General features: G+C 30.8%; 21 protein-coding genes. 8 read left to right on the top strand and 13 right to left on the bottom strand.

The window, feature by feature from the left end; all coding sequences use genetic code 11:
* The gene (locus ACTTBN_RS07355; RefSeq protein WP_440681783.1) at positions 1–477 is read right to left on the bottom strand and encodes an HPP family protein; all 477 of its coding nucleotides are present in this window, start codon (positions 475–477) and stop codon (positions 1–3) included.
* Complete coding sequence (locus ACTTBN_RS07350; protein WP_440681782.1) at positions 478–876, bottom strand: iron-sulfur cluster assembly scaffold protein; 399 nt, start codon at positions 874–876, stop codon at positions 478–480.
* 42 nt (positions 877–918) lie between these two features.
* Here ACTTBN_RS07350 and mobA point away from each other — a divergent pair, with 42 nt between their 5' ends.
* From mobA to ACTTBN_RS07315, 7 genes are read left to right on the top strand one after another with little or no spacing between them, the layout of a single operon-like run.
* Entirely contained in the window at positions 919–1527 is a 609-nt protein-coding gene (mobA, locus tag ACTTBN_RS07345) for a molybdenum cofactor guanylyltransferase (protein WP_440681781.1), read from the top strand.
* Positions 1520–2773 carry a molybdopterin molybdotransferase MoeA gene (locus ACTTBN_RS07340; protein ID WP_440681780.1) on the top strand — a complete coding sequence of 418 codons (1254 nt, stop codon included), beginning with the start codon at positions 1520–1522 and terminating at the stop codon, positions 2771–2773. The genes mobA and ACTTBN_RS07340 overlap by 8 nt, the downstream gene beginning before the upstream one ends.
* Positions 2774–2822: 49 nt before the next feature.
* Positions 2823–3737 (top strand): DMT family transporter, encoded by a 915-nt coding sequence (locus ACTTBN_RS07335; protein ID WP_440681778.1) that lies wholly within the window; start codon positions 2823–2825, stop codon positions 3735–3737.
* Positions 3738–3740: 3 nt separating this feature from the next.
* Positions 3741–4958, top strand: a complete 1218-nt coding sequence (locus ACTTBN_RS07330) for an aminopeptidase P family protein (protein WP_440681777.1) — start codon at positions 3741–3743, stop codon at positions 4956–4958.
* Between the two features lie 5 nt (positions 4959–4963).
* Positions 4964–6079: a serine/threonine protein kinase gene (locus tag ACTTBN_RS07325; RefSeq protein WP_440681776.1), complete on the top strand. Its 1116-nt coding sequence runs from the start codon at positions 4964–4966 to the stop codon at positions 6077–6079.
* Between the two features lie 2 nt (positions 6080–6081).
* The gene (locus tag ACTTBN_RS07320) at positions 6082–7134 is read left to right on the top strand and encodes a threonine aldolase family protein (RefSeq protein WP_440681775.1); all 1053 of its coding nucleotides are present in this window, start codon (positions 6082–6084) and stop codon (positions 7132–7134) included.
* A 50-nt stretch (positions 7135–7184) separates the two neighbouring features.
* Positions 7185–8555 carry an aminotransferase gene (locus tag ACTTBN_RS07315; protein WP_440681774.1) on the top strand — a complete coding sequence of 457 codons (1371 nt, stop codon included), beginning with the start codon at positions 7185–7187 and terminating at the stop codon, positions 8553–8555.
* Here ACTTBN_RS07315 and ACTTBN_RS07310 read toward each other — a convergent pair.
* From ACTTBN_RS07310 to ACTTBN_RS07285, 6 genes are all read right to left on the bottom strand, one after another.
* Entirely contained in the window at positions 8552–9547 is a 996-nt protein-coding gene (locus tag ACTTBN_RS07310; RefSeq protein ID WP_440681773.1) for a cyclodeaminase, read from the bottom strand. The genes ACTTBN_RS07315 and ACTTBN_RS07310 overlap by 4 nt on opposite strands.
* Positions 9537–10538 carry a pyridoxal-phosphate dependent enzyme gene (locus tag ACTTBN_RS07305; protein ID WP_440681772.1) on the bottom strand — a complete coding sequence of 334 codons (1002 nt, stop codon included), beginning with the start codon at positions 10536–10538 and terminating at the stop codon, positions 9537–9539. The genes ACTTBN_RS07310 and ACTTBN_RS07305 overlap by 11 nt, the downstream gene beginning before the upstream one ends.
* A 45-nt stretch (positions 10539–10583) precedes the next feature.
* Positions 10584–10811 (bottom strand): hypothetical protein, encoded by a 228-nt coding sequence (locus ACTTBN_RS07300; protein ID WP_440681771.1) that lies wholly within the window; start codon positions 10809–10811, stop codon positions 10584–10586.
* A 97-nt stretch (positions 10812–10908) separates the two neighbouring features.
* On the bottom strand, positions 10909–11139 hold the full coding sequence (locus ACTTBN_RS07295) for a hypothetical protein (protein ID WP_440681770.1): 231 nt from the start codon (positions 11137–11139) through the stop codon (positions 10909–10911).
* 46 nt (positions 11140–11185) lie between these two features.
* Positions 11186–11872 (bottom strand): hypothetical protein, encoded by a 687-nt coding sequence (locus tag ACTTBN_RS07290; RefSeq protein ID WP_440681769.1) that lies wholly within the window; start codon positions 11870–11872, stop codon positions 11186–11188.
* 4 nt (positions 11873–11876) lie between these two features.
* On the bottom strand, positions 11877–12263 hold the full coding sequence (locus ACTTBN_RS07285; protein WP_440681768.1) for a hypothetical protein: 387 nt from the start codon (positions 12261–12263) through the stop codon (positions 11877–11879).
* A gap of 297 nt (positions 12264–12560) precedes the next feature.
* Here ACTTBN_RS07285 and ACTTBN_RS07280 point away from each other — a divergent pair, with 297 nt between their 5' ends.
* Positions 12561–13031: a GFA family protein gene (locus tag ACTTBN_RS07280; protein ID WP_440681767.1), complete on the top strand. Its 471-nt coding sequence runs from the start codon at positions 12561–12563 to the stop codon at positions 13029–13031.
* Here the strand turns inward: ACTTBN_RS07280 and ACTTBN_RS07275 are convergent.
* The 5 genes from ACTTBN_RS07275 to ACTTBN_RS07255 are packed head-to-tail and all read right to left on the bottom strand — an operon-like array spanning position 13024 to position 17471.
* On the bottom strand, positions 13024–13851 hold the full coding sequence (locus tag ACTTBN_RS07275) for a phytanoyl-CoA dioxygenase family protein (protein WP_440681766.1): 828 nt from the start codon (positions 13849–13851) through the stop codon (positions 13024–13026). The genes ACTTBN_RS07280 and ACTTBN_RS07275 overlap by 8 nt on opposite strands.
* Positions 13848–14927 (bottom strand): Gfo/Idh/MocA family protein, encoded by a 1080-nt coding sequence (locus tag ACTTBN_RS07270; RefSeq protein ID WP_440681765.1) that lies wholly within the window; start codon positions 14925–14927, stop codon positions 13848–13850. Before ACTTBN_RS07270 ends, ACTTBN_RS07275 begins: the two co-directional genes overlap by 4 nt.
* Positions 14924–15934: a Gfo/Idh/MocA family protein gene (locus tag ACTTBN_RS07265; RefSeq protein WP_440681764.1), complete on the bottom strand. Its 1011-nt coding sequence runs from the start codon at positions 15932–15934 to the stop codon at positions 14924–14926. The genes ACTTBN_RS07270 and ACTTBN_RS07265 overlap by 4 nt, the downstream gene beginning before the upstream one ends.
* A gap of 27 nt (positions 15935–15961) precedes the next feature.
* Positions 15962–16642, bottom strand: coding sequence for a formylglycine-generating enzyme family protein (locus tag ACTTBN_RS07260; protein ID WP_440681763.1), 681 nt, complete (start codon positions 16640–16642; stop codon positions 15962–15964).
* A 4-nt stretch (positions 16643–16646) separates the two neighbouring features.
* Entirely contained in the window at positions 16647–17471 is an 825-nt protein-coding gene (locus ACTTBN_RS07255; RefSeq protein WP_440681762.1) for a phytanoyl-CoA dioxygenase family protein, read from the bottom strand.
* Positions 17472–17474 lie beyond the last annotated feature (3 nt).

Genomic DNA, 17474 nt, shown 5'->3' with positions numbered 1-17474 from the left:
TTATTTTAGAGGATAGTTTTTTTGTAATAAATATTTATTGATTATGATGGCCAATAACAAAATTATGATGCATCCAAAAATAATTGGATTAATTAAATAATCATAAGAAGCACTTCCAATAATTACAATAATTGGATTACCTCCTGCCGGAGGATGAACAACATTTAATAAAATCATTAAGAACACTCCAATACCTACTGCAAATGCAATACTTATATAAATTGGAAGTGGAATAAAATTTACAAACATTACACCTACTAATGCAGTTAATAAATGTCCAAAGAAAACATTTTTCGGTTGAGCAAAAGGACTTTCGGGAAAACCAAATAATAAAACCATGGATGAGCCAAATGATGCTGCAATAAAATATCCAAGTGTACTTTTATAAGTTAAAACTGTAAGCACACCTATTGTGATTGTTGAAAAAAAACCTGCAATTAATGCTTTTTGTAATAATGGTTTTGTGATTTTGATCATTTAAATTTTTAATGCTTTTACAATAGTTCTTAAAGGTAAAAGCAAACATTCTTTCCTTGAAAGATTTTTTTTGTCTAAAATTTCTTTAAAATCTTTCCAGTGTTTCTCTAGACTAACTTTAACATCTTCAAACAATTTTTCACTAGCTGTAACAAAATCTTTTATTTCTTTTAAGTTTTTATCCTTAATTTTTCTAGATAATAAGCTGACAGAGGCTTGGCAATAAATACAAGATTTACACTGATAACCCATATCTTTTACTACATCATCTTTGACAATTAAGGCTATTTCCATTTCATCTCCACAAATTGGATTTTTGTTTTTTGATTTGTGAGTAAAGTTTTCTAAAACTTTATTATTTTCTGTGTGAGACGCGATTTCTAAAATTCTTAAATCCATTTAATTTCTTTAATTCAACTTTGAATGTTTTATATTTTATTAATGGAACATAACAATATTTTAGCAACAGTGCTAGCAGGCGGGAAGTCACAAAGGTTTGGCGAAGATAAATCTCAGATATTGTTAGCTGATAAAATATTAATTGATTACATCTTGGAAGAAATAATTGATCAATTTAAGGAAGTATTAATTGTATCTAATAATTCAATTAAATTTATCAATTCAGATAAAATTTCTTTAATTGGAGACATTAAAAAAGATCTTGGTCCTCTAGGTGGAGTTCTTTCAGCAATGAAATGGGTCAAAGATCATAATAAAAATTATAAATGGATTGCAACTTTTCCAGTAGATACTCCTTTTTTTAAAAAAGAAATTTTAGAGGAATTTATTAAACAAATTGATGAAAATGAAAGTCGCTTGTTTTTTATAAAATCAAATAATACTAGGCATAATATCTTTGGCTTGTGGTCCATGAGTTTATTAGATCAATTAGAAAAAGACCTAGAAAAAGGAGCGCGCAAAGTCAAATTGTGGGCTAATAGTATTGGAGTTAAAACAATTAATATGGAGTTTCCAAATCAAGATCCTTTCTTTAATATCAATACAAAAGAAGATTTAGAGCAAGCTAAAGAATTATTAAAAAATGATTAGTTACGATCAATCTAGGAAAATTTTAAAAAAAGCAAAAATTAAAATTAAAGAAGAAACAATATTAAGTGAAAACTCTCTTAATAGAGTGATATCAGATAATATTTATTCAAAGATAAATTATCCAGCAGGAGATAATGCTGCATTTGATGGATACGCAGTTAACTCAAGAGATACCAGTGAAATTAAGAAAAATTCACCAAAACAGTTTAAAATAATTGGATCTATTGCAGCAGGAACAAAATCATTAAATAAAAAAATTAAAAAATATGATGCTGTTGAAATAATGACAGGTGGAATAATTCCTAAAGGTTTTGATACAATTATTCCAATAGAACAGATTAATTTTTATCCAAACAATAGTAAAAAAAAATACATTTTAGTTAATCAAAAGATTAAAAAGTTTAATCATGTGAGATTTGCAGGTTCAGACTTTAAAAAAGGTGAGATCGTTGTCAAAAAAAATACAATTATTCAACCAAATCATATTTTAGCTTTTAAAACTTTAGCAATTAAAAAAATTAAAGTAAAAAAAAAGATTAATATTTTATTTTTTTCAACAGGAAACGAAATTACAGATCAAGACAATATCCCAAATTGGAAAGTTAGAAACTCTAATAGTCATTACATCAAAAACCTTAAAGAAAACTTTTTATTTAATTTTAAAAATGGCGGAATACTCAGAGACAACCATCAAAATATTTATAAATCACAAATTAAAAAACTTATAAATAGCGATACTGATATTTTGATAACTTCAGGAGCTGTATCTGCTGGAAAATATGACTATATTCCAAGTGTTGTTAAGACTTTTAAATTATCCAATTATTTTAAAAGCGTAGCAATCCGACCGGGAAAACCAATTTTATTTGCTAAAATTAAAGGAAAACAAAAAGCAATCTTTGGACTTCCAGGTAATCCCATGTCATCATCTGCTTGCTTTAGATTTTTTGTTATTCCTTTTATGGAAAACATCTTGGGATTAGGTGAAGAACAGCCTATCAGAGCAACTTTAAAAAATAGTTTTTCTAAAAAACAGAATTTTACAAGATTTGCAAAAAGTAAACTAACCACAACTAAAAATGGAAAAATAGAAGTTGAAATTTTACAAGGACAAGAGTCTTTTAGAGTTAAATCTTTTGTTAAATCAAATATTTGGTCTTTGTTACCAGCTGGTAAATCAAAATTTAAAAAAGGGGATATCTTAGATTGTTTTTTCCCCAACCATTCTAATCAAACTTTGATTTAGAAACGTATTTTTGTTGTAGAAAGATCTTTTTAGAATTAGATTTCCTCAAATGCTAGAGCTTAAAAACCACAGATTAGCTATCCCAATAGTTCTTTTCGCAGGTCTATTATGGTCTTTTGGACCTTTAGTGGTTAGGTACATGGACAATCCTCAACAAGTACCTTGGCAATATATATTTGGTAGAGGCTTAACGATATTTATTTTGCTAAATCTTTATTTATTTTTTGAAGAAGGAAAAAGTTTTTATAAAAATTATTTTAAAATAGGTATTTCAGGCATAGTTGGAGGATCTGGATTGGGAATTGCTATGATTACTTTTATTTATGCAATCACAAATACTAGTGCAGCAGTTACTTTATTGTGTTTAGCTGCTATGCCTTTCTTCACAGCTTTATTAGCTTTTTTATTTTTAAAAGAGAAAATTTCAATCAGTGTTTGGATAGCAATTTTTATAGCTACCATCGGAATTGTAATAATGGCGATTGGCAATTCTGGTCAAAACTCTTTAGTGGGCTTTGTTTTTGGATTAACTTCATCAATTGGATTTTCAGTTTTTTCAGTTTCTTTGCGTTGGAGAAAAGAAACTCCTAAATTTACGACTGTTGCGTTTGCTGGTTTTTTCTGTTTCGTATTTGCATCAATTATGATCCTTAGTAAAGATCAAGTATTTTTTGCAACAAGTTATAATGGAGCTTTATTTTCTTTGCATGGAACCTTGGTTTGTTTTGGACTAATTTTATATTCCATAGGATCAAAAGCTATACCAGCTGCTGAATTAACTTTATTATCATTAACAGAAGTAGTTGGAGGCATTTTTTGGGTATGGCTTCCAATTTTAGGAATAAACGAAGTTCCCTCTACTAATACAATTATTGGTGGGTTTTTTATTTTTATGTCTTTGATTTATTATAGTTTGATCATACGATGGAATAGATGGAACAAGAGACACATAGCATTAAATTAGATTATGGAAAGACCAGATTTTTTTGAACTTAAAAATGGTGAAAAAGTAAAATTACCATTTACAGATAAAGAGTATAACGATCGAGTAAGCAAACTTAGATCAGTGATGGATAAAAATAATTTAGATATGGTTATTTTAACATCCATGCACAACGTTGCATATTATACAGGTTTTATTTATTGTTCGTTTGGTAGACCATATGGATGTGTGATTACTCAAAATAAAATTTCAACAATTTCAGCCAATATTGATGCAAGTCAACCATGGCGTAGATCGCATTGCGATAATGTTATTTATACTGATTGGAAGAGAGATAATTTTTTAAGAGCAATTGTATCAATTATTGGAAGAGATGAGCCTCCAAAAAATATTGGAATTGAAAATGATCATGTCACTTTAGATATGAGAGACAAAATTGGATCTATTTTTACTTTTTCTGTGTTTAGTGATGTTTCAAAAGATCTTATGAAACTTAGAATGATTAAGTCTGATGAAGAAATTGAGATCATTCGTAATGGCGCAAGAATTGCAGACATTGGGGGTGAAGAAATAGCTAAAAATATTAGAGAAGATAACACGGAGATCGAAGTAGCAATAGCAGCAAGAGATAGAATGGAAAGGGAGATTGTTAAAAGTTATCCGGGTGCAGAGTACATGGACACTTGGGTATGGTTTCAATCGGGTATCAATACAGATGGAGCTCACAATCCAAAAACTAATAGAAAATTAGTTAAAGGAGATATTTTATCTTTAAATACTTTCCCAATGATTTCAGGTTACTACACTGCGTTGGAGCGAACTTTGTTTTTGGACCATGCAGATGATGCCTCTCTTAAAGCTTGGGAAGCAAATGTTAAAGTACACAAGCGTGGATTAGAATTAATCAAACCAGGTGTTAAATGTTCAGACATTTGTCATGAGCTAAATGAATTATTTGCCGAACTTGGTTACCTTCAGTACCGAACATTTGGTTATGGTCATTCGTTTGGTATGCTTTCACACTTTTATGGAAGAGAGGCTGGTTTAGAATTAAGAGAAGATATTGATACTGTTCTTGAGGAAAATATGGTGGTTTCTATGGAGCCAATGATCATGATCCCAGAAGGTAATCCTGGTGCTGGTGGATATAGAGAACACGATATATTAGTGATTGGTAAAGATGGAGCAGAAAATATTACAAAATTTCCTTTCGGGCCTGAGCATAATATTATAAAAAACTAATCTTTATGAGCGAGAACAAAACTATTGTTAATAGTTGGAATGAATGGGATCCGTTAAAACATGTAATTGTTGGAAGAGCGGATGGTACTTGCATACCCGCACCAGAGCCAGCATTAGATGCAAAAGTTCCTGAAGATAGTGATATGCGAGGTCAATTTGGTCCAAGAACCAAAGACACTGTCGATAAAGCAAATGAATTATTAGACAACTTTTCAAACATGCTTCAAAAAAGAGGCATTAAAGTTGATCGACCAACACCAATTGATTTTAATCAAAAGACATCAACACCTGATTGGGAAGCAGAAACTATGTTTGGTTGTATGCCCCCAAGAGATGTATTGTTAACTGTTGGTAATGAAATTTTAGAAGCAACAATGAGTTATAGATGTCGTTGGTTTGAATATCTATGTTACCGACCATTACTAAAAGATTATTACAATCAAGATCCAAATATGAGACACGAGTCTGCTCCAAAACCAAGACTAACAGATGCAGATTACAGAAAAGATTATCTATCAGATAAAATTGGTGTTCAAAAAAGATTAGAGTGGACTGAAAAAAAATATTTTGTAACTACTGAAGAAGAGCCATTGTTTGATGCAGCAGATGTATTGAGATTTGGAAAAGATTTGGTTGTTCAGCATGGATTTACAACTAATTTAAAAGGAATTGATTGGCTAAAGAGACATTATAAAGATCATAGAGTACATGCTGTAAATTTCCCAGGAGATCCATATCCTATTCACATTGATGCAACCTTTACTCCAATAAAAGAAGGTTTAATTATCAATAATCCTCAAAGAAGACTTCCTAAGGAACAAAGAAAACTTTTTGAAGACAATGGTTGGGAAATTGTTGATAGTGCTCAACCAGCACATAATGAACCACCACCATTATGTTATTCTTCAACATGGTTATCAATGAATGTATTGGTTTTAGATCCTAAAACAGTTTGTGTTGAGAAAAGTGAAATCTATCAAGCTGAGCAATTAGACAAATTAGGAATGGAAGTAGTGCCAGTAGAACTTAGAGATGCTTATGCATTTGGTGGAGGACTTCATTGTTGTACAGCAGATGTATACCGTGAGGGTGAACTAAAAGATTATTTTCCAAAACAATAAAAATGGCCAATATTAAAACTAAACGAAAGCGAGTAAAATTCGCTTCTGATAATGTTGCTGGTGCTTGTCCTGAAGTATTAGAAGCAATTATAAAAGCAAACGAAGGTGATAGTACGCCTTATGGAAATGATCCCATATCAAAAGATTTGCAAGACAAATTTTCAGAAATATTTGAAAAAGAAGTTATTGTTTTTCCAACCGCATCTGGAACAGCTGCTAATGCTTTAGCATTATCAACGATGACACCATCTTTTGGAAATATTTATTGTCATAGATTATCTCATATAAATTTAGACGAATGTGGTGCACCTGAATTTTATACAGGGGGAGGAAAACTTGTGACTTTAAATGGGATTATGGGGAAACTGACACCTGAGGAATTAGATCAATCTATAGGAGGAAAGGGGATAGTTCACCATACCCAACCATCTTCAGTAAGCATTACTCAAGTGTGTGAAACTGGTGAAGTGTATCAATTAGATGAGATTAAAAAAATTGCTGAGATAACTCAAAAACACAATCTAAATTTACATATGGATGGTGCAAGATTTGCGAATGCATTAGTTTCTCTTAATGCATCTCCAGCAGAAATGACATGGAAGTCAGGGGTTGATGTATTATCTTTTGGAGCAACGAAAAACGGATGTTTTGCAGCAGAAGCAATTGTGTTTTTTAAAAAAGAATTAGTAGGTAATACAGCTTTTTTAATGAAAAGAGCAGGGCACTTGTTGTCTAAAATGCGTTTTGTTTCAGCGCAATTAGATGGTTATTTAGAAAACAATGTTTGGTTAAAAAATGCAAAACATGCAAATGACATGGGTAAAAAGTTAAGTGAAAGTCTAAATCAACACAAAGATATAGAATTAGTTTATCCAACAGAAGCAAACGAAGTATTTGTAAAATTTCCAAGACATATGATTGAAAATTTAAATTCAAATGGTTATGAAATGAATGATGAAGATTTTGAAGGAAAGACTGTAAGATTAGTAACTGCTTGGAATACTCAACAAGAAGATATTGATCATTTATTAGAGACCATAGAAAAAACTAATTAAAATTTAATTTTTTTCTATATTTTTTGATTAATAAGGTCTAAACACGAATTATGTTAAAAAATGATCAACTCGCTGAATGGGATAGAGAAAATTTCTTTCATCCATCAACACACCTAGCACAACACGCAAGAGGAGATGCCCCTAGTAGAATTATTACTGAAGGCGAAGGGGTTTATATTATTGATCGTGATGGCAAAAAATATTTAGATGGGTTTGCTGGATTATATTGTGTGAATGTTGGTTATGGTCGAAAAGAAATTTCTGAGGCAATTTCAAAGCAAGCACATCAATTGTCTTATTATCATGCATATGTAGGGCATGGTACAGAGGCATCTATTAAACTTTCAAAAATGATTTTAGATCGGGCACCCAAAAATATGTCTAAAGTTTATTTTGGTTTAAGTGGATCTGATGCAAATGAGACGAATATTAAAATTGTCTGGTATTACAATAATATTTTAGGAAGACCTAATAAGAAAAAAATTATCTCAAGATGGAGAGGGTACCATGGATCAGGTCTTGCAACTGGATCTTTAACTGGATTAGATATATTTCATAAGAAATTTGATCTTCCAATTGATAATATCATTCATACAGAAGCCCCTTATTATTTTAGAAGAAAGAATTTAGAGCAAACTGAAGAACAATTTTCAGACCATTGCGCTGAAGAATTAAAATCTTTAATTCAAAAGGAAGGCGCTGAAAATATTGCAGCTTTTATTGCAGAACCAATGTTAGGAACAGGTGGAATTGTTCCTCCTCCAAAAGGATATTGGGAAAAAATTCAGCCTATCTTAAAGGAAAATGACATTTTAATTATCGCCGATGAGGTTGTAACTGGCTTTGGAAGGTTAGGAAAAATGTTTGGTTCTGATTTTTATCAAATAGACTCTGATATTATAACAATTGCTAAAGGATTAACCTCTGCTTATGCACCATTATCTGGATCTATTTTTTCAGAAAAAATTTGGAAAGTTTTAGAAAAAGGAACAGATGAGTTTGGTCCAATTGGTCATGGCTGGACTTATTCAGCTCACCCGATTTGTGCAGCTGCAGGCGTTGCTAACTTAGAATTAATTGATCAAATGAATATTTTAGACAACGTTAATGAGGTTGGACCTTATTTTAATGCTCAATTAAAAGATAAAATTGCAGATCTTCCACATGTAGGAGAAGTTAGAAGCGAAGGTTTATTAGGAGCTATAGAATTAGTTGAAGATAAAAAAGCTCATAAATTTTTTGATCCAAGTAAAAAATTTGGACCAACACTTGCAGGACAACTATTAAGTAATGGCGTTATAGCAAGAGCAATGCCGCAAGGGGACATTTTAGGTTTAGCGCCACCACTATGTATTAATAAGTCTGAAGTAGATATTTTAATTAGTTCGATTGCAAAAGTAATAGAAGAAGCTAAAGCTTAATTTTCTATAATCTTTCCTATATTTTTTTCTTTAGCCAATTTATCAGTTAAAGTTGCAATAGCCGTATCTTGAACTCCAGTTCCAGTCAAATCACATAAAGTAATTTGATTTTCACTAGATCTTCCTAAATTTGGATCAACAATAATGTTACCAAGTTCAGGAAAGGTTTCATTTTCTTTAACAATATTTTCTTTTAGAGCTGTTCTTAGTTCTCCTAATTTTTTGGACTGTGAATTTCGATCTGGCACAAATAGATCTATTGATTTAAAAATATTTGGATCAATTTCATTTTTTTCAGAATTATCTGATCCCATGGCTGTAATGTGTTGACCTTGTTGTAACCAACTTTGTTTTATTAAATATTCTTTACTAGGGGTAGTCGTTATCAATACTTCATTTTCTTTAACTGCTTTTTCAATATTTAATTCTACCTTACAATTTATGTTAGTATTGCTTTTGATATCTTCAGCACATTTTTGAGCTTTTAACTGATCTCGTCCCCAAACAGTAATGGTATCAAACTTTCGAACCAAGCATGCTGCTTGTGCTTGTAGTCTTGCCTGTAATCCTGATCCAATAATTCCTAAACTTTTACTATTTTTATTGGATAAATATTTTATTGATATAGCTCCTGCTGCTGCAGTTCTAATATCTGTTAAGTAACCATTGTCTAATAACAACGATTGAACCAAACCGGTTTTAGAAGAAAACAAAACCATTAATCCATTTAAACTTGGAAGACCTAAAGATGGGTTATTAAAAAAACCAGGACTTATTTTTACAGCAAAGCCATCAAAATTCTTGATATAAGCAGTTTTTACATCTACTTCACCTCGTTGATCTTTCATTTCCATTGATAGAATTGGAGGCATTTCTACCTCTCCCTTTGCAAGCGCAACAAACGCTTTTTCTATTTCAGCAATTAAATTTAAATCAAGATGAATTAAACTTTTTATTTCCTTTTCAGATAATATAAAAATTTTATTGGACATAAGCTGAGCCACTAATTGTTAAGTCTCCCATTTTTATATCTTTACCTTCTATAATTTTTTTATGCAGATCAAGATCTATATTTTTACCAGTAATAATCGTCGAGGTTAAGCCATTTAAATTTTTGATTTTATTATTCATCAATGCAGCAACCCCAACTACACAAGCTCCTTCACAGATAATATTATCTACATAATAAACTTCTTGTAGTGCTTTATAAATTTCTTGCTCGCTGACCAAAATAATATCATCTAGATATTTTTGACAAAGGTTAAAACTATATTTATTTGATAGGCCAATTCCACCTTGCAACGAGTCTGCAAGGCTAATAAATTCTTTCACTAATGATGGCTCATTTTTCTTAATTGATTGATACATAGCAGCACCATTTTCCATTGATATTCCATAAACTTTTATATTAGGATTTAATTGTTTCAAAACAGCTGCAATTCCTCCAGCTAACCCACCACCTGAAAGAGGAATTAATACATTTTTAATATCTGGATCTTGTTCAAATAATTCTAAACCAATTGTCGCTTGTCCGTTTAAAACATCCAAGTCATCAAAGGGAGAAATATATTTTAAACTATTAGATTTTGCTAAATTTAAACTTATTTCTTCAGCCTCATCTTGAGATGAACCTTGTATTTTAACCTCTGCGCCTAGTTTTTTAATCCCTTCAATTTTATTAATTGGGACATTTTCAGACATACAAATTACTACTTTTTTATTTTGTTTTTGAGCAGCATAAGCAACTCCTTTTCCATGATTACCAGTTGAACAACAAGTTACCCCTTTATATTGATCAGATAGATTTAGAACTGCATTCATGGCTCCTCTAATCTTAAAAGCACCAATTGGCTGATTTAATTCTAATTTTAATTTTAAATCGATCCCAAGTTTTTTAGATAGGTTTGAATTTATTAATTCTGTCTTATTAATAAATGAAGAAATTTTTTTTTTAGTATTTTTTACTTCTTCAATTTTTATCATTTAAAATCCTAACTTATTTTAATTGTGACTTAAATTGTAAATCAATTAATTTGGATTTTCTTTCAAAAACTCAATATATTTTATTACTTCATCAAACTGTTCGTCAGGAATGTCTTTGTAACTTGCATTGAATTTGCTTTTCACACAAATAGCAACATGAGCATAGGGGTTTCTTCCTTTAGGGTGATTTGGGTGGTCAGGTAATTGCCCCACCAAATAATCGCCAGCTTCCTGAATAATTTTCCAGAGTTTACTTGAGTTTTCTTTATTCACACATTCACTTTTTTTGTTTTATCTCTTTTAAATCGAGTTTAAATCGAGTTATCCTATAAAATCCTATAACCCAAAACCAGGATCGATAGAAGTATTTTCATCTTCTTTTATGCATGTCTGTAAGAAATGAAAATGGAAGACCACAAAGCCAAACTTTAAATAATCCTAGTTCACCTCCAGACATAATTTTATCAATTATACTTTCTAAATTAGTTCCGAACAAACTATCAATTATTAAAAATGGAACACCCAAGATTATTAAAACTGTGGCCGCACCCCAAAGACCAGTCATAATTATAAAAAATATAACTCTTTCATAGGGTTTCATAAATATAAGGATACTAAATTATTAAATAATAGTCTAACTACTTTAATTATTCTTTAAATTCTTTACAGAAATTTCCTAAGGAAAAAGACATGTTCCAAGGTATTGGATATCCTTTATCAATTTTATAATTTATTGCAAAATTAGCATATTCACTAATACCTTTATTTTCAAAACAATTATAAATATGATTAATAACTTTTGTATAATAATCCTGCATATCTTTAGGTGCATTTTGATCTGCTAAAATCATTCTAGTTACTGAAAGTGCTCCATCAGTGTAACCTGCTAAATATACTTTTTTATTGGTGTTATCTAATTTTTTCCAAGCGCTTCTTGTTACATTTTCTATTGGTTTATTTTTTTCAATTTTGATATTTTTATATTCTTCGGTTTTAGAAAGATTGCTACAAACTGCTGATGACCAACGAAAAATTTCATTCGCTGCATTATCACCTTCCTCCCAACCTAGCATAAACATATTAGTTTGAAATCTATCAAACTCTTTCTCAATACAATATCTAAATTGTGAAATTAAAATATCTCTTGAATTATCAGGTGCATTATTCCAAATATAATACCCCCATGCATCTAAAGCACCTTTGGCATAGAAATTTTTTTGAACTTTTTTTAAGTTATCCCAGAAAGTAAAATCTGCAAAAAATTTATTATTATCAGCGGTAGCACTTCCACTTAATAATAAACTAAGAACTAAGATCGATAGAAGTTTTTTCATTTATTTAACATTCCCCAAAAAATCTTGGTGCATAATCTACGCCACATTCGCCACCAAAATCACTAAAGATCCAAATACAAAATAAGATCAATAAGACATATATACTAATACCAAAAATACTGTCAGGCACTAAATTTATACCACTGTTTTTAGTATTTTTTCTTTGCCCCTTTTTTTTGTTATATTTATCTCTAAGTTTATAATTTTGATAAGTAATAAATTCAGAATTTTTTTTTAATACGTTGTTTTCTGTTTGATTTTTTCTTAAAGCAATGTCCCATACGGTATCACTTACCCATGTAGCACCACATATCAAACAGCCATCTGAAGCAAATTTAATACCTTTTTTACCGCATACTCTACATAATCTTTTTTTAAAAACCTTTGTCATGCATCAAATTACCAAATCCTGAACAGAGAGTCTAATTGCTTAAAAAAAGACTATTTGATTTATCTCTTTTAAATCGAGTTTAAATCGAGTTTAGACATAAAAATTGATGAGTCTTAATGGGAATTATTTTCAATTAAATTTTAATTATCCGCATAACTAGTGTGAAGTAGTGTGTAGTAGTGTGTAGTAGGGTGTCCCTCTATTCCCCCAAATAATCGCCAGCTTCCCGAATAATTTTCCAGAGTTTACTTGCGTTTTCTTTGTTCATATTATTTTAAAATATTATAGTCTTTAATTATGTCAGATAAAGAAATTCATCAAGGTGGCTGTGCTTGTGGAGAAAATAGATATGAAACATCTGGTAATCCAGAACGAGCTAGAGTTTGTCACTGTAGATATTGCCAACTAAGATCAGGAAGTCCTTTTGGTGTTGGTGCTTGGTTTAAAGAAGAAAATGTAAAACACCTTTCACAAAATTATAATCAATATAAATTTGTAACAGAGAGTGGAAATACTTTTGCAACAAATTTTTGTAAAAAATGTGGAACCAGTGTTTATTGGACCATATCAGCACCTGCTTTAAAAGGTTTAACAGCAATTGCTGCTGCAACATTTGATCCACCAAGCTTTTGGTTTGGGGTATCAGGTGAGATTTTTACAAGATCAAAAGCACCTTATATTGATATTAAATGTGAAGAACAATTTGAAACATCACCTACTTATAATCCAACTAAACAGGATGAAGATAGGTTTGATGGATCTAAATAGAATTATTTTTCCACAATAAAGGAAAATACTCTTCATCTAATAAATCACTATTTTCTTTTTTATATTTTTTATAAGTTTTAGCTGTTCCACCTTCATTTGTCGGATGAAACTTTGCATTACTTGGAACACAATGAGAAACGATTGCTCGTCGATTGTTACTTGAAGTATTTATTCCTGATCCATGCCAGGTAAAGCCATGGTGAAACGAAACTCCACCAGCTGGCACTTCTACATAAGCAACTTCTATTTGTTTATTATTTTTTTCAGCAAAAATATTTAATTCTTTTTTATAATCTTCTGGAGAGTGAAATTCTCCTTTTGGAGGTTGAATTCCCCATTTATGAGAGCCTTTTATATATTCTAAGGTTCCAGTTTCTTTTGATGTATCATCTAGTGATATCCAACAAGTCATCATTGTTTGTGGAATAAGCCAATCATCATAAGCAGCATCCTGATGAAATCCTAAGGTTTTTCCTCCAGGTGGTTTCCATAAAACATTATCCTGAACTAATCTTGCACCTTGCCAGTTCATTAAACAAGAACACACTTCACCAATTATTTTATGACAAACTACTTTTTTTATTAAATGATCTGCTTTCCAAGCATTACAGATTTGACGAGTAACATCCTCAGGATCTTTACCAAATTTCCAGTTCCACTCATCTGGCTCAATTCCTGTTTCAAAATTACCTTTAAATAAAGGCTCAAATTTATTTCTAAGATCTTCAATATAATTTAAATCTAAAAAGTTATCTAAAATCAGAAAACCATTATTATTAAACTCTTCAATTAAACTCTCATTGAGCTCAAAGTTTATCATGAATTATTCGGTAACCATGAATGATAAAGTGGATTATCTTTATCTATTGGAAGTTTAATGTTTTTATTTTGTCTGGAAGAATCGTAGACAGCAGTAACAAATTCTAAAGATTTTCTAGCATCTGATAAGGTTACCTCATCACTAGCAGATCCATCTAATTTGTTTGCAATTTCATCAAACATACCAGCATACCAAGATTGTGGCTCTTCTACTTTTGCCAACACTTCATCTATTTGAGCTTGAGTAATAGGTGATCTTGGTAAGAAGTGCCACTCATCATCAGCTGGACTATAGGGTTTATCTGGGGATGCTCCAGATTCAGCTGTTAATCCTTCAAAGCAAAATCGAAGTCTGCTTGTATCGTTTGCAGCACCAAGTGTAATTGAGCTTGTAACTAAAGTTCCATTTTCCATTTCAATTGATAATGCTGCACAATCTTCAACTTCAATATCATTTACTCTTGTTGATAATTTAGCAAATACATTTGAAACTGGACCTAAGATCATGCTTACTAAATCATGAATGTGTATCGAATGACTTAATATAGCTCCACCTTGTTCACCTTCCCAAGTTCCTCTCCAAGGTTTTGAATAATAATCTTTCCCTCTATTCCAATGAGTTTCTAAAGAAGCAACCAAAGGTTTCCCCGCTAAACCAGATTTTATTAATGTTTTTAACTTTGAAAATCCTAGACCATATCGATATTGGAAAACTGGAAAAATAATTTTACCTGTTTCTTCACTGATCTTTTCTAAATCATCGACTTCTTTAAGACTTGAAACTAAAGGCTTTTCACAAATTACATGCTTTCCAGCTTCCATAGCTTTTTTACAGGCTGAAAAATGTAAGTGGGGCGGAAGACATATATCGATGATATCGATTTCTTTTACTTTTAATACTTCATCAAAGTTGAGTGATACTTTTGTTTCAGTGTCATTTGATAAAATATTGTCAATAGCCTCTCTTGTAAGTCCACATAAAGTGTGAACATTAAATCTCTCTTTAACTTTTTGAAAATCTTCATAGTGTTTAGCACCAATGTTTGTTCCAATAATTGCTACTTGATACTTTTTCATTTTGTTTCAGCTTTTAATTGTGCTTTTATTGCAAGTTCCATTGAAAGATACGTTAATTCCTGTGAGCAAGCAGTTTCAGTTCTATTGATTACATCATTAATTAAATTGCTAAAGTAGGGAAGTTTAATATCAGAGCAATCAATGTACTTAACTTCTTCATTATTAGCTAAATATAAATGATTTCCTTTTTTTGATTTTGCTAAATCTGTATATTTTCTTATTTCAATATAGCCTTTATCTCCAAGGATTAATAATCTTCCATCCCCCCATGTTGGAAGTGCATCTGGAGTAAACCAATCTAATCTAACGTAACCGTGTCCACCATTACCAGTTAGATTAACCTCTCCAAAATCTTGAAAACCTGGCTTTTCTTTTTTGGTAGTGTTTTCTACAAGTGCATGATTAATTTTTGCTTCATTTGAATTTGTAAACACTAAAAACTGATGAATTTGATGTGAGCCTATATCAGTAATTATCCCACCATAACTTTCTCTATCATAAAACCAATCAGGTCTTTCATAATTACCTTGTCTATGCGGACCAGTACCAATTGTTTGCTTTACTCTACCAATTTTTCCCTCGTTGACTAGTTCCTCTGCCTTTGTAACTGCTGCAACATGAAACCTTTCTGAAAAATTCACTGACCATATTTTACCAGTTTCTTTTACTGTTTCTTTAAGCTCTTTTAATTGATCTAAGGTAGTACAACCAGGTTTATCGACCATTACATCTTTTCCAGCTTTTAAAGCTTCTATTGAATTATGAGCTCTATCTTTAGGAACTGAAGATATTAAAATCATATCAATTGAGGGATCATTTAATATTTCTTCCTTATTTTCTTTTCTTTTAATGTTTGGGTATTTTGAATTAAACTCTTTCAAGGTTAATGGATCACCCTCTGTCCAAAAATGATCACACGTACATCCTTCTTTTAACATTTCATCCAACATGTCAAAGATATGACCATGATCGATACCTATAACTCCTAATTTTAAATTATTTTTCATTTGAAGATTTAATTTTAAAGTAAAATTCTAATCAAAAGCACATCTAAAACCAACATAAATTGCATAGAAATTAGATGGCTTGTATTGTGCTCCACTTTTAGAAGTCTTGGAACCTCCATACCACCAAGAAGCACCGGCTGTTAATGAATTATCATTTTTTTTATCGTCTATCCATTCCCAAACATTTCCTCCCATTGCAACTAAACCATTAATTCCTTCTGGTAATTTAGTTACATCCATATGTTTGTCATAATTTAATAGTCCTTGAGAGTTCATATTTTTAGCTTCATCTCCACTTGGGTACTTATAGACTTTGCCTTTTTCAAACTCTGAAGAATTAAATACTTGCTGATATGCAGCATAAGACCATTCATCAAAAGAGGGCAGTCTACCATCTATTGATTTGCAGTAATCTTCAGCTTCATATCTACTAATATGTACCGCTGGCTCTAATTCACTATCTGGATTTTCACCATATGGAGTTTTATACGTCCAACCAGCTCTTTTTTCCCAACCTGCACCCCATTCATATCCACCACCAGTTTTCTCTGCTTCAGTTATTAAATTATTTTTTTTGGCATAATTTTTAAATTCTTGAATAGTAATTTCATATTTATTTAAAGAAAAGTTTCTAAAATCAATTTTGGGATTTTCAAAAGCAAATGTTTTAGAAAACAAAAATAAACTCAAAATAATTAATTTCTTCATTTAATTAGTAGTTTCCTTTTTTATCTGAACCTTTATAAAAAATATCTTGTAGATTTTGATTTTCTCTTTTTTTAATCAACAAATCTTCTTTATTCATCAATGATTTTGGTCTTTGAATTATCTCATGGTGATGAAATTCATCAACTCCTCTTGCTAATTGAACACTATTTTTGCCTAATACTTGTTTAACATTGGTGCCAATATAACTTTGGATTACAAAGCCAATTCTTCTGTCATTACTTTTGTTTATGCCCGAACCATGAACTATTCTTGGATGGTGCAATGACATTTGGCCTGCAACAAGCTCAACAGACTTAACATCATCATCTGGAACATCATTAACTGTTTGACCTCTCGTTAATAAATTTCCTTCATTAAATTTTTCATCATGATCTCTAATTTCTATATGTGATTTAGGCCACATTTTCATACAACCATTTTCTTCATTTGAATCTGTTAAAGCTACCCAAGCGGTAACCCAATTATGAGGTTCTAAACCAATATATTTTGCATCCTGATGATAACTTACAAAACCTTCTTGATTAGGATTTTTTATAAATAAAGTTGTTCCACATACTAAAATATTTTTTCCAATAATACTTTCTACAGCATCTAATAGTTTTGAATTATGAACTATGGCATCTAGTTTTGGAGAAATTAAATGAGCATTGTATCTTTCAGATTTATCAATTTCATCAGGCATTTCTTTTTCTATTAATTCAATTTCATCCCTAGCTTCTTTAGCTTCTTCTTTTGATAGAATATCAATTGGGGCTATGTAACCTTGATCTTGGTATTCTTTAAGTTGATTTGAATTTAAATTAGCCATATG

The sequence above is a fragment of the Candidatus Pelagibacter sp. HIMB1623 genome, from assembly GCF_052047695.1.
Taxonomy (GTDB): Bacteria; Pseudomonadota; Alphaproteobacteria; order Pelagibacterales; family Pelagibacteraceae; genus Pelagibacter.
This window is presented reverse-complemented; position numbering and strand designations above follow the sequence as displayed.

Excerpts from the sequence above, each read along its gene's own strand:
- ACTTBN_RS07355 (WP_440681783.1), bottom strand. The coding sequence starts at position 477 with ATGATCAAAATCACAAAACCATTATTACAAAAAGCATTAATTGCAGGT.
- ACTTBN_RS07350 (WP_440681782.1), bottom strand. The coding sequence starts at position 876 with ATGGATTTAAGAATTTTAGAAATCGCGTCTCACACAGAAAATAATAAA.
- mobA (WP_440681781.1), top strand. The coding sequence starts at position 919 with ATGGAACATAACAATATTTTAGCAACAGTGCTAGCAGGCGGGAAGTCA.
- ACTTBN_RS07340 (WP_440681780.1), top strand. The coding sequence starts at position 1,520 with ATGATTAGTTACGATCAATCTAGGAAAATTTTAAAAAAAGCAAAAATT.
- ACTTBN_RS07335 (WP_440681778.1), top strand. The coding sequence starts at position 2,823 with ATGCTAGAGCTTAAAAACCACAGATTAGCTATCCCAATAGTTCTTTTC.
- ACTTBN_RS07330 (WP_440681777.1), top strand. The coding sequence starts at position 3,741 with ATGGAAAGACCAGATTTTTTTGAACTTAAAAATGGTGAAAAAGTAAAA.
- ACTTBN_RS07325 (WP_440681776.1), top strand. The coding sequence starts at position 4,964 with ATGAGCGAGAACAAAACTATTGTTAATAGTTGGAATGAATGGGATCCG.
- ACTTBN_RS07320 (WP_440681775.1), top strand. The coding sequence starts at position 6,082 with ATGGCCAATATTAAAACTAAACGAAAGCGAGTAAAATTCGCTTCTGAT.
- ACTTBN_RS07315 (WP_440681774.1), top strand. The coding sequence starts at position 7,185 with ATGTTAAAAAATGATCAACTCGCTGAATGGGATAGAGAAAATTTCTTT.
- ACTTBN_RS07310 (WP_440681773.1), bottom strand. The coding sequence starts at position 9,547 with ATGTCCAATAAAATTTTTATATTATCTGAAAAGGAAATAAAAAGTTTA.
- ACTTBN_RS07305 (WP_440681772.1), bottom strand. The coding sequence starts at position 10,538 with ATGATAAAAATTGAAGAAGTAAAAAATACTAAAAAAAAAATTTCTTCA.
- ACTTBN_RS07295 (WP_440681770.1), bottom strand. The coding sequence starts at position 11,139 with ATGAAACCCTATGAAAGAGTTATATTTTTTATAATTATGACTGGTCTT.
- ACTTBN_RS07290 (WP_440681769.1), bottom strand. The coding sequence starts at position 11,872 with ATGAAAAAACTTCTATCGATCTTAGTTCTTAGTTTATTATTAAGTGGA.
- ACTTBN_RS07285 (WP_440681768.1), bottom strand. The coding sequence starts at position 12,263 with ATGACAAAGGTTTTTAAAAAAAGATTATGTAGAGTATGCGGTAAAAAA.
- ACTTBN_RS07280 (WP_440681767.1), top strand. The coding sequence starts at position 12,561 with ATGTCAGATAAAGAAATTCATCAAGGTGGCTGTGCTTGTGGAGAAAAT.
- ACTTBN_RS07275 (WP_440681766.1), bottom strand. The coding sequence starts at position 13,851 with ATGATAAACTTTGAGCTCAATGAGAGTTTAATTGAAGAGTTTAATAAT.
- ACTTBN_RS07270 (WP_440681765.1), bottom strand. The coding sequence starts at position 14,927 with ATGAAAAAGTATCAAGTAGCAATTATTGGAACAAACATTGGTGCTAAA.
- ACTTBN_RS07265 (WP_440681764.1), bottom strand. The coding sequence starts at position 15,934 with ATGAAAAATAATTTAAAATTAGGAGTTATAGGTATCGATCATGGTCAT.
- ACTTBN_RS07260 (WP_440681763.1), bottom strand. The coding sequence starts at position 16,642 with ATGAAGAAATTAATTATTTTGAGTTTATTTTTGTTTTCTAAAACATTT.
- ACTTBN_RS07255 (WP_440681762.1), bottom strand. The coding sequence starts at position 17,471 with ATGGCTAATTTAAATTCAAATCAACTTAAAGAATACCAAGATCAAGGT.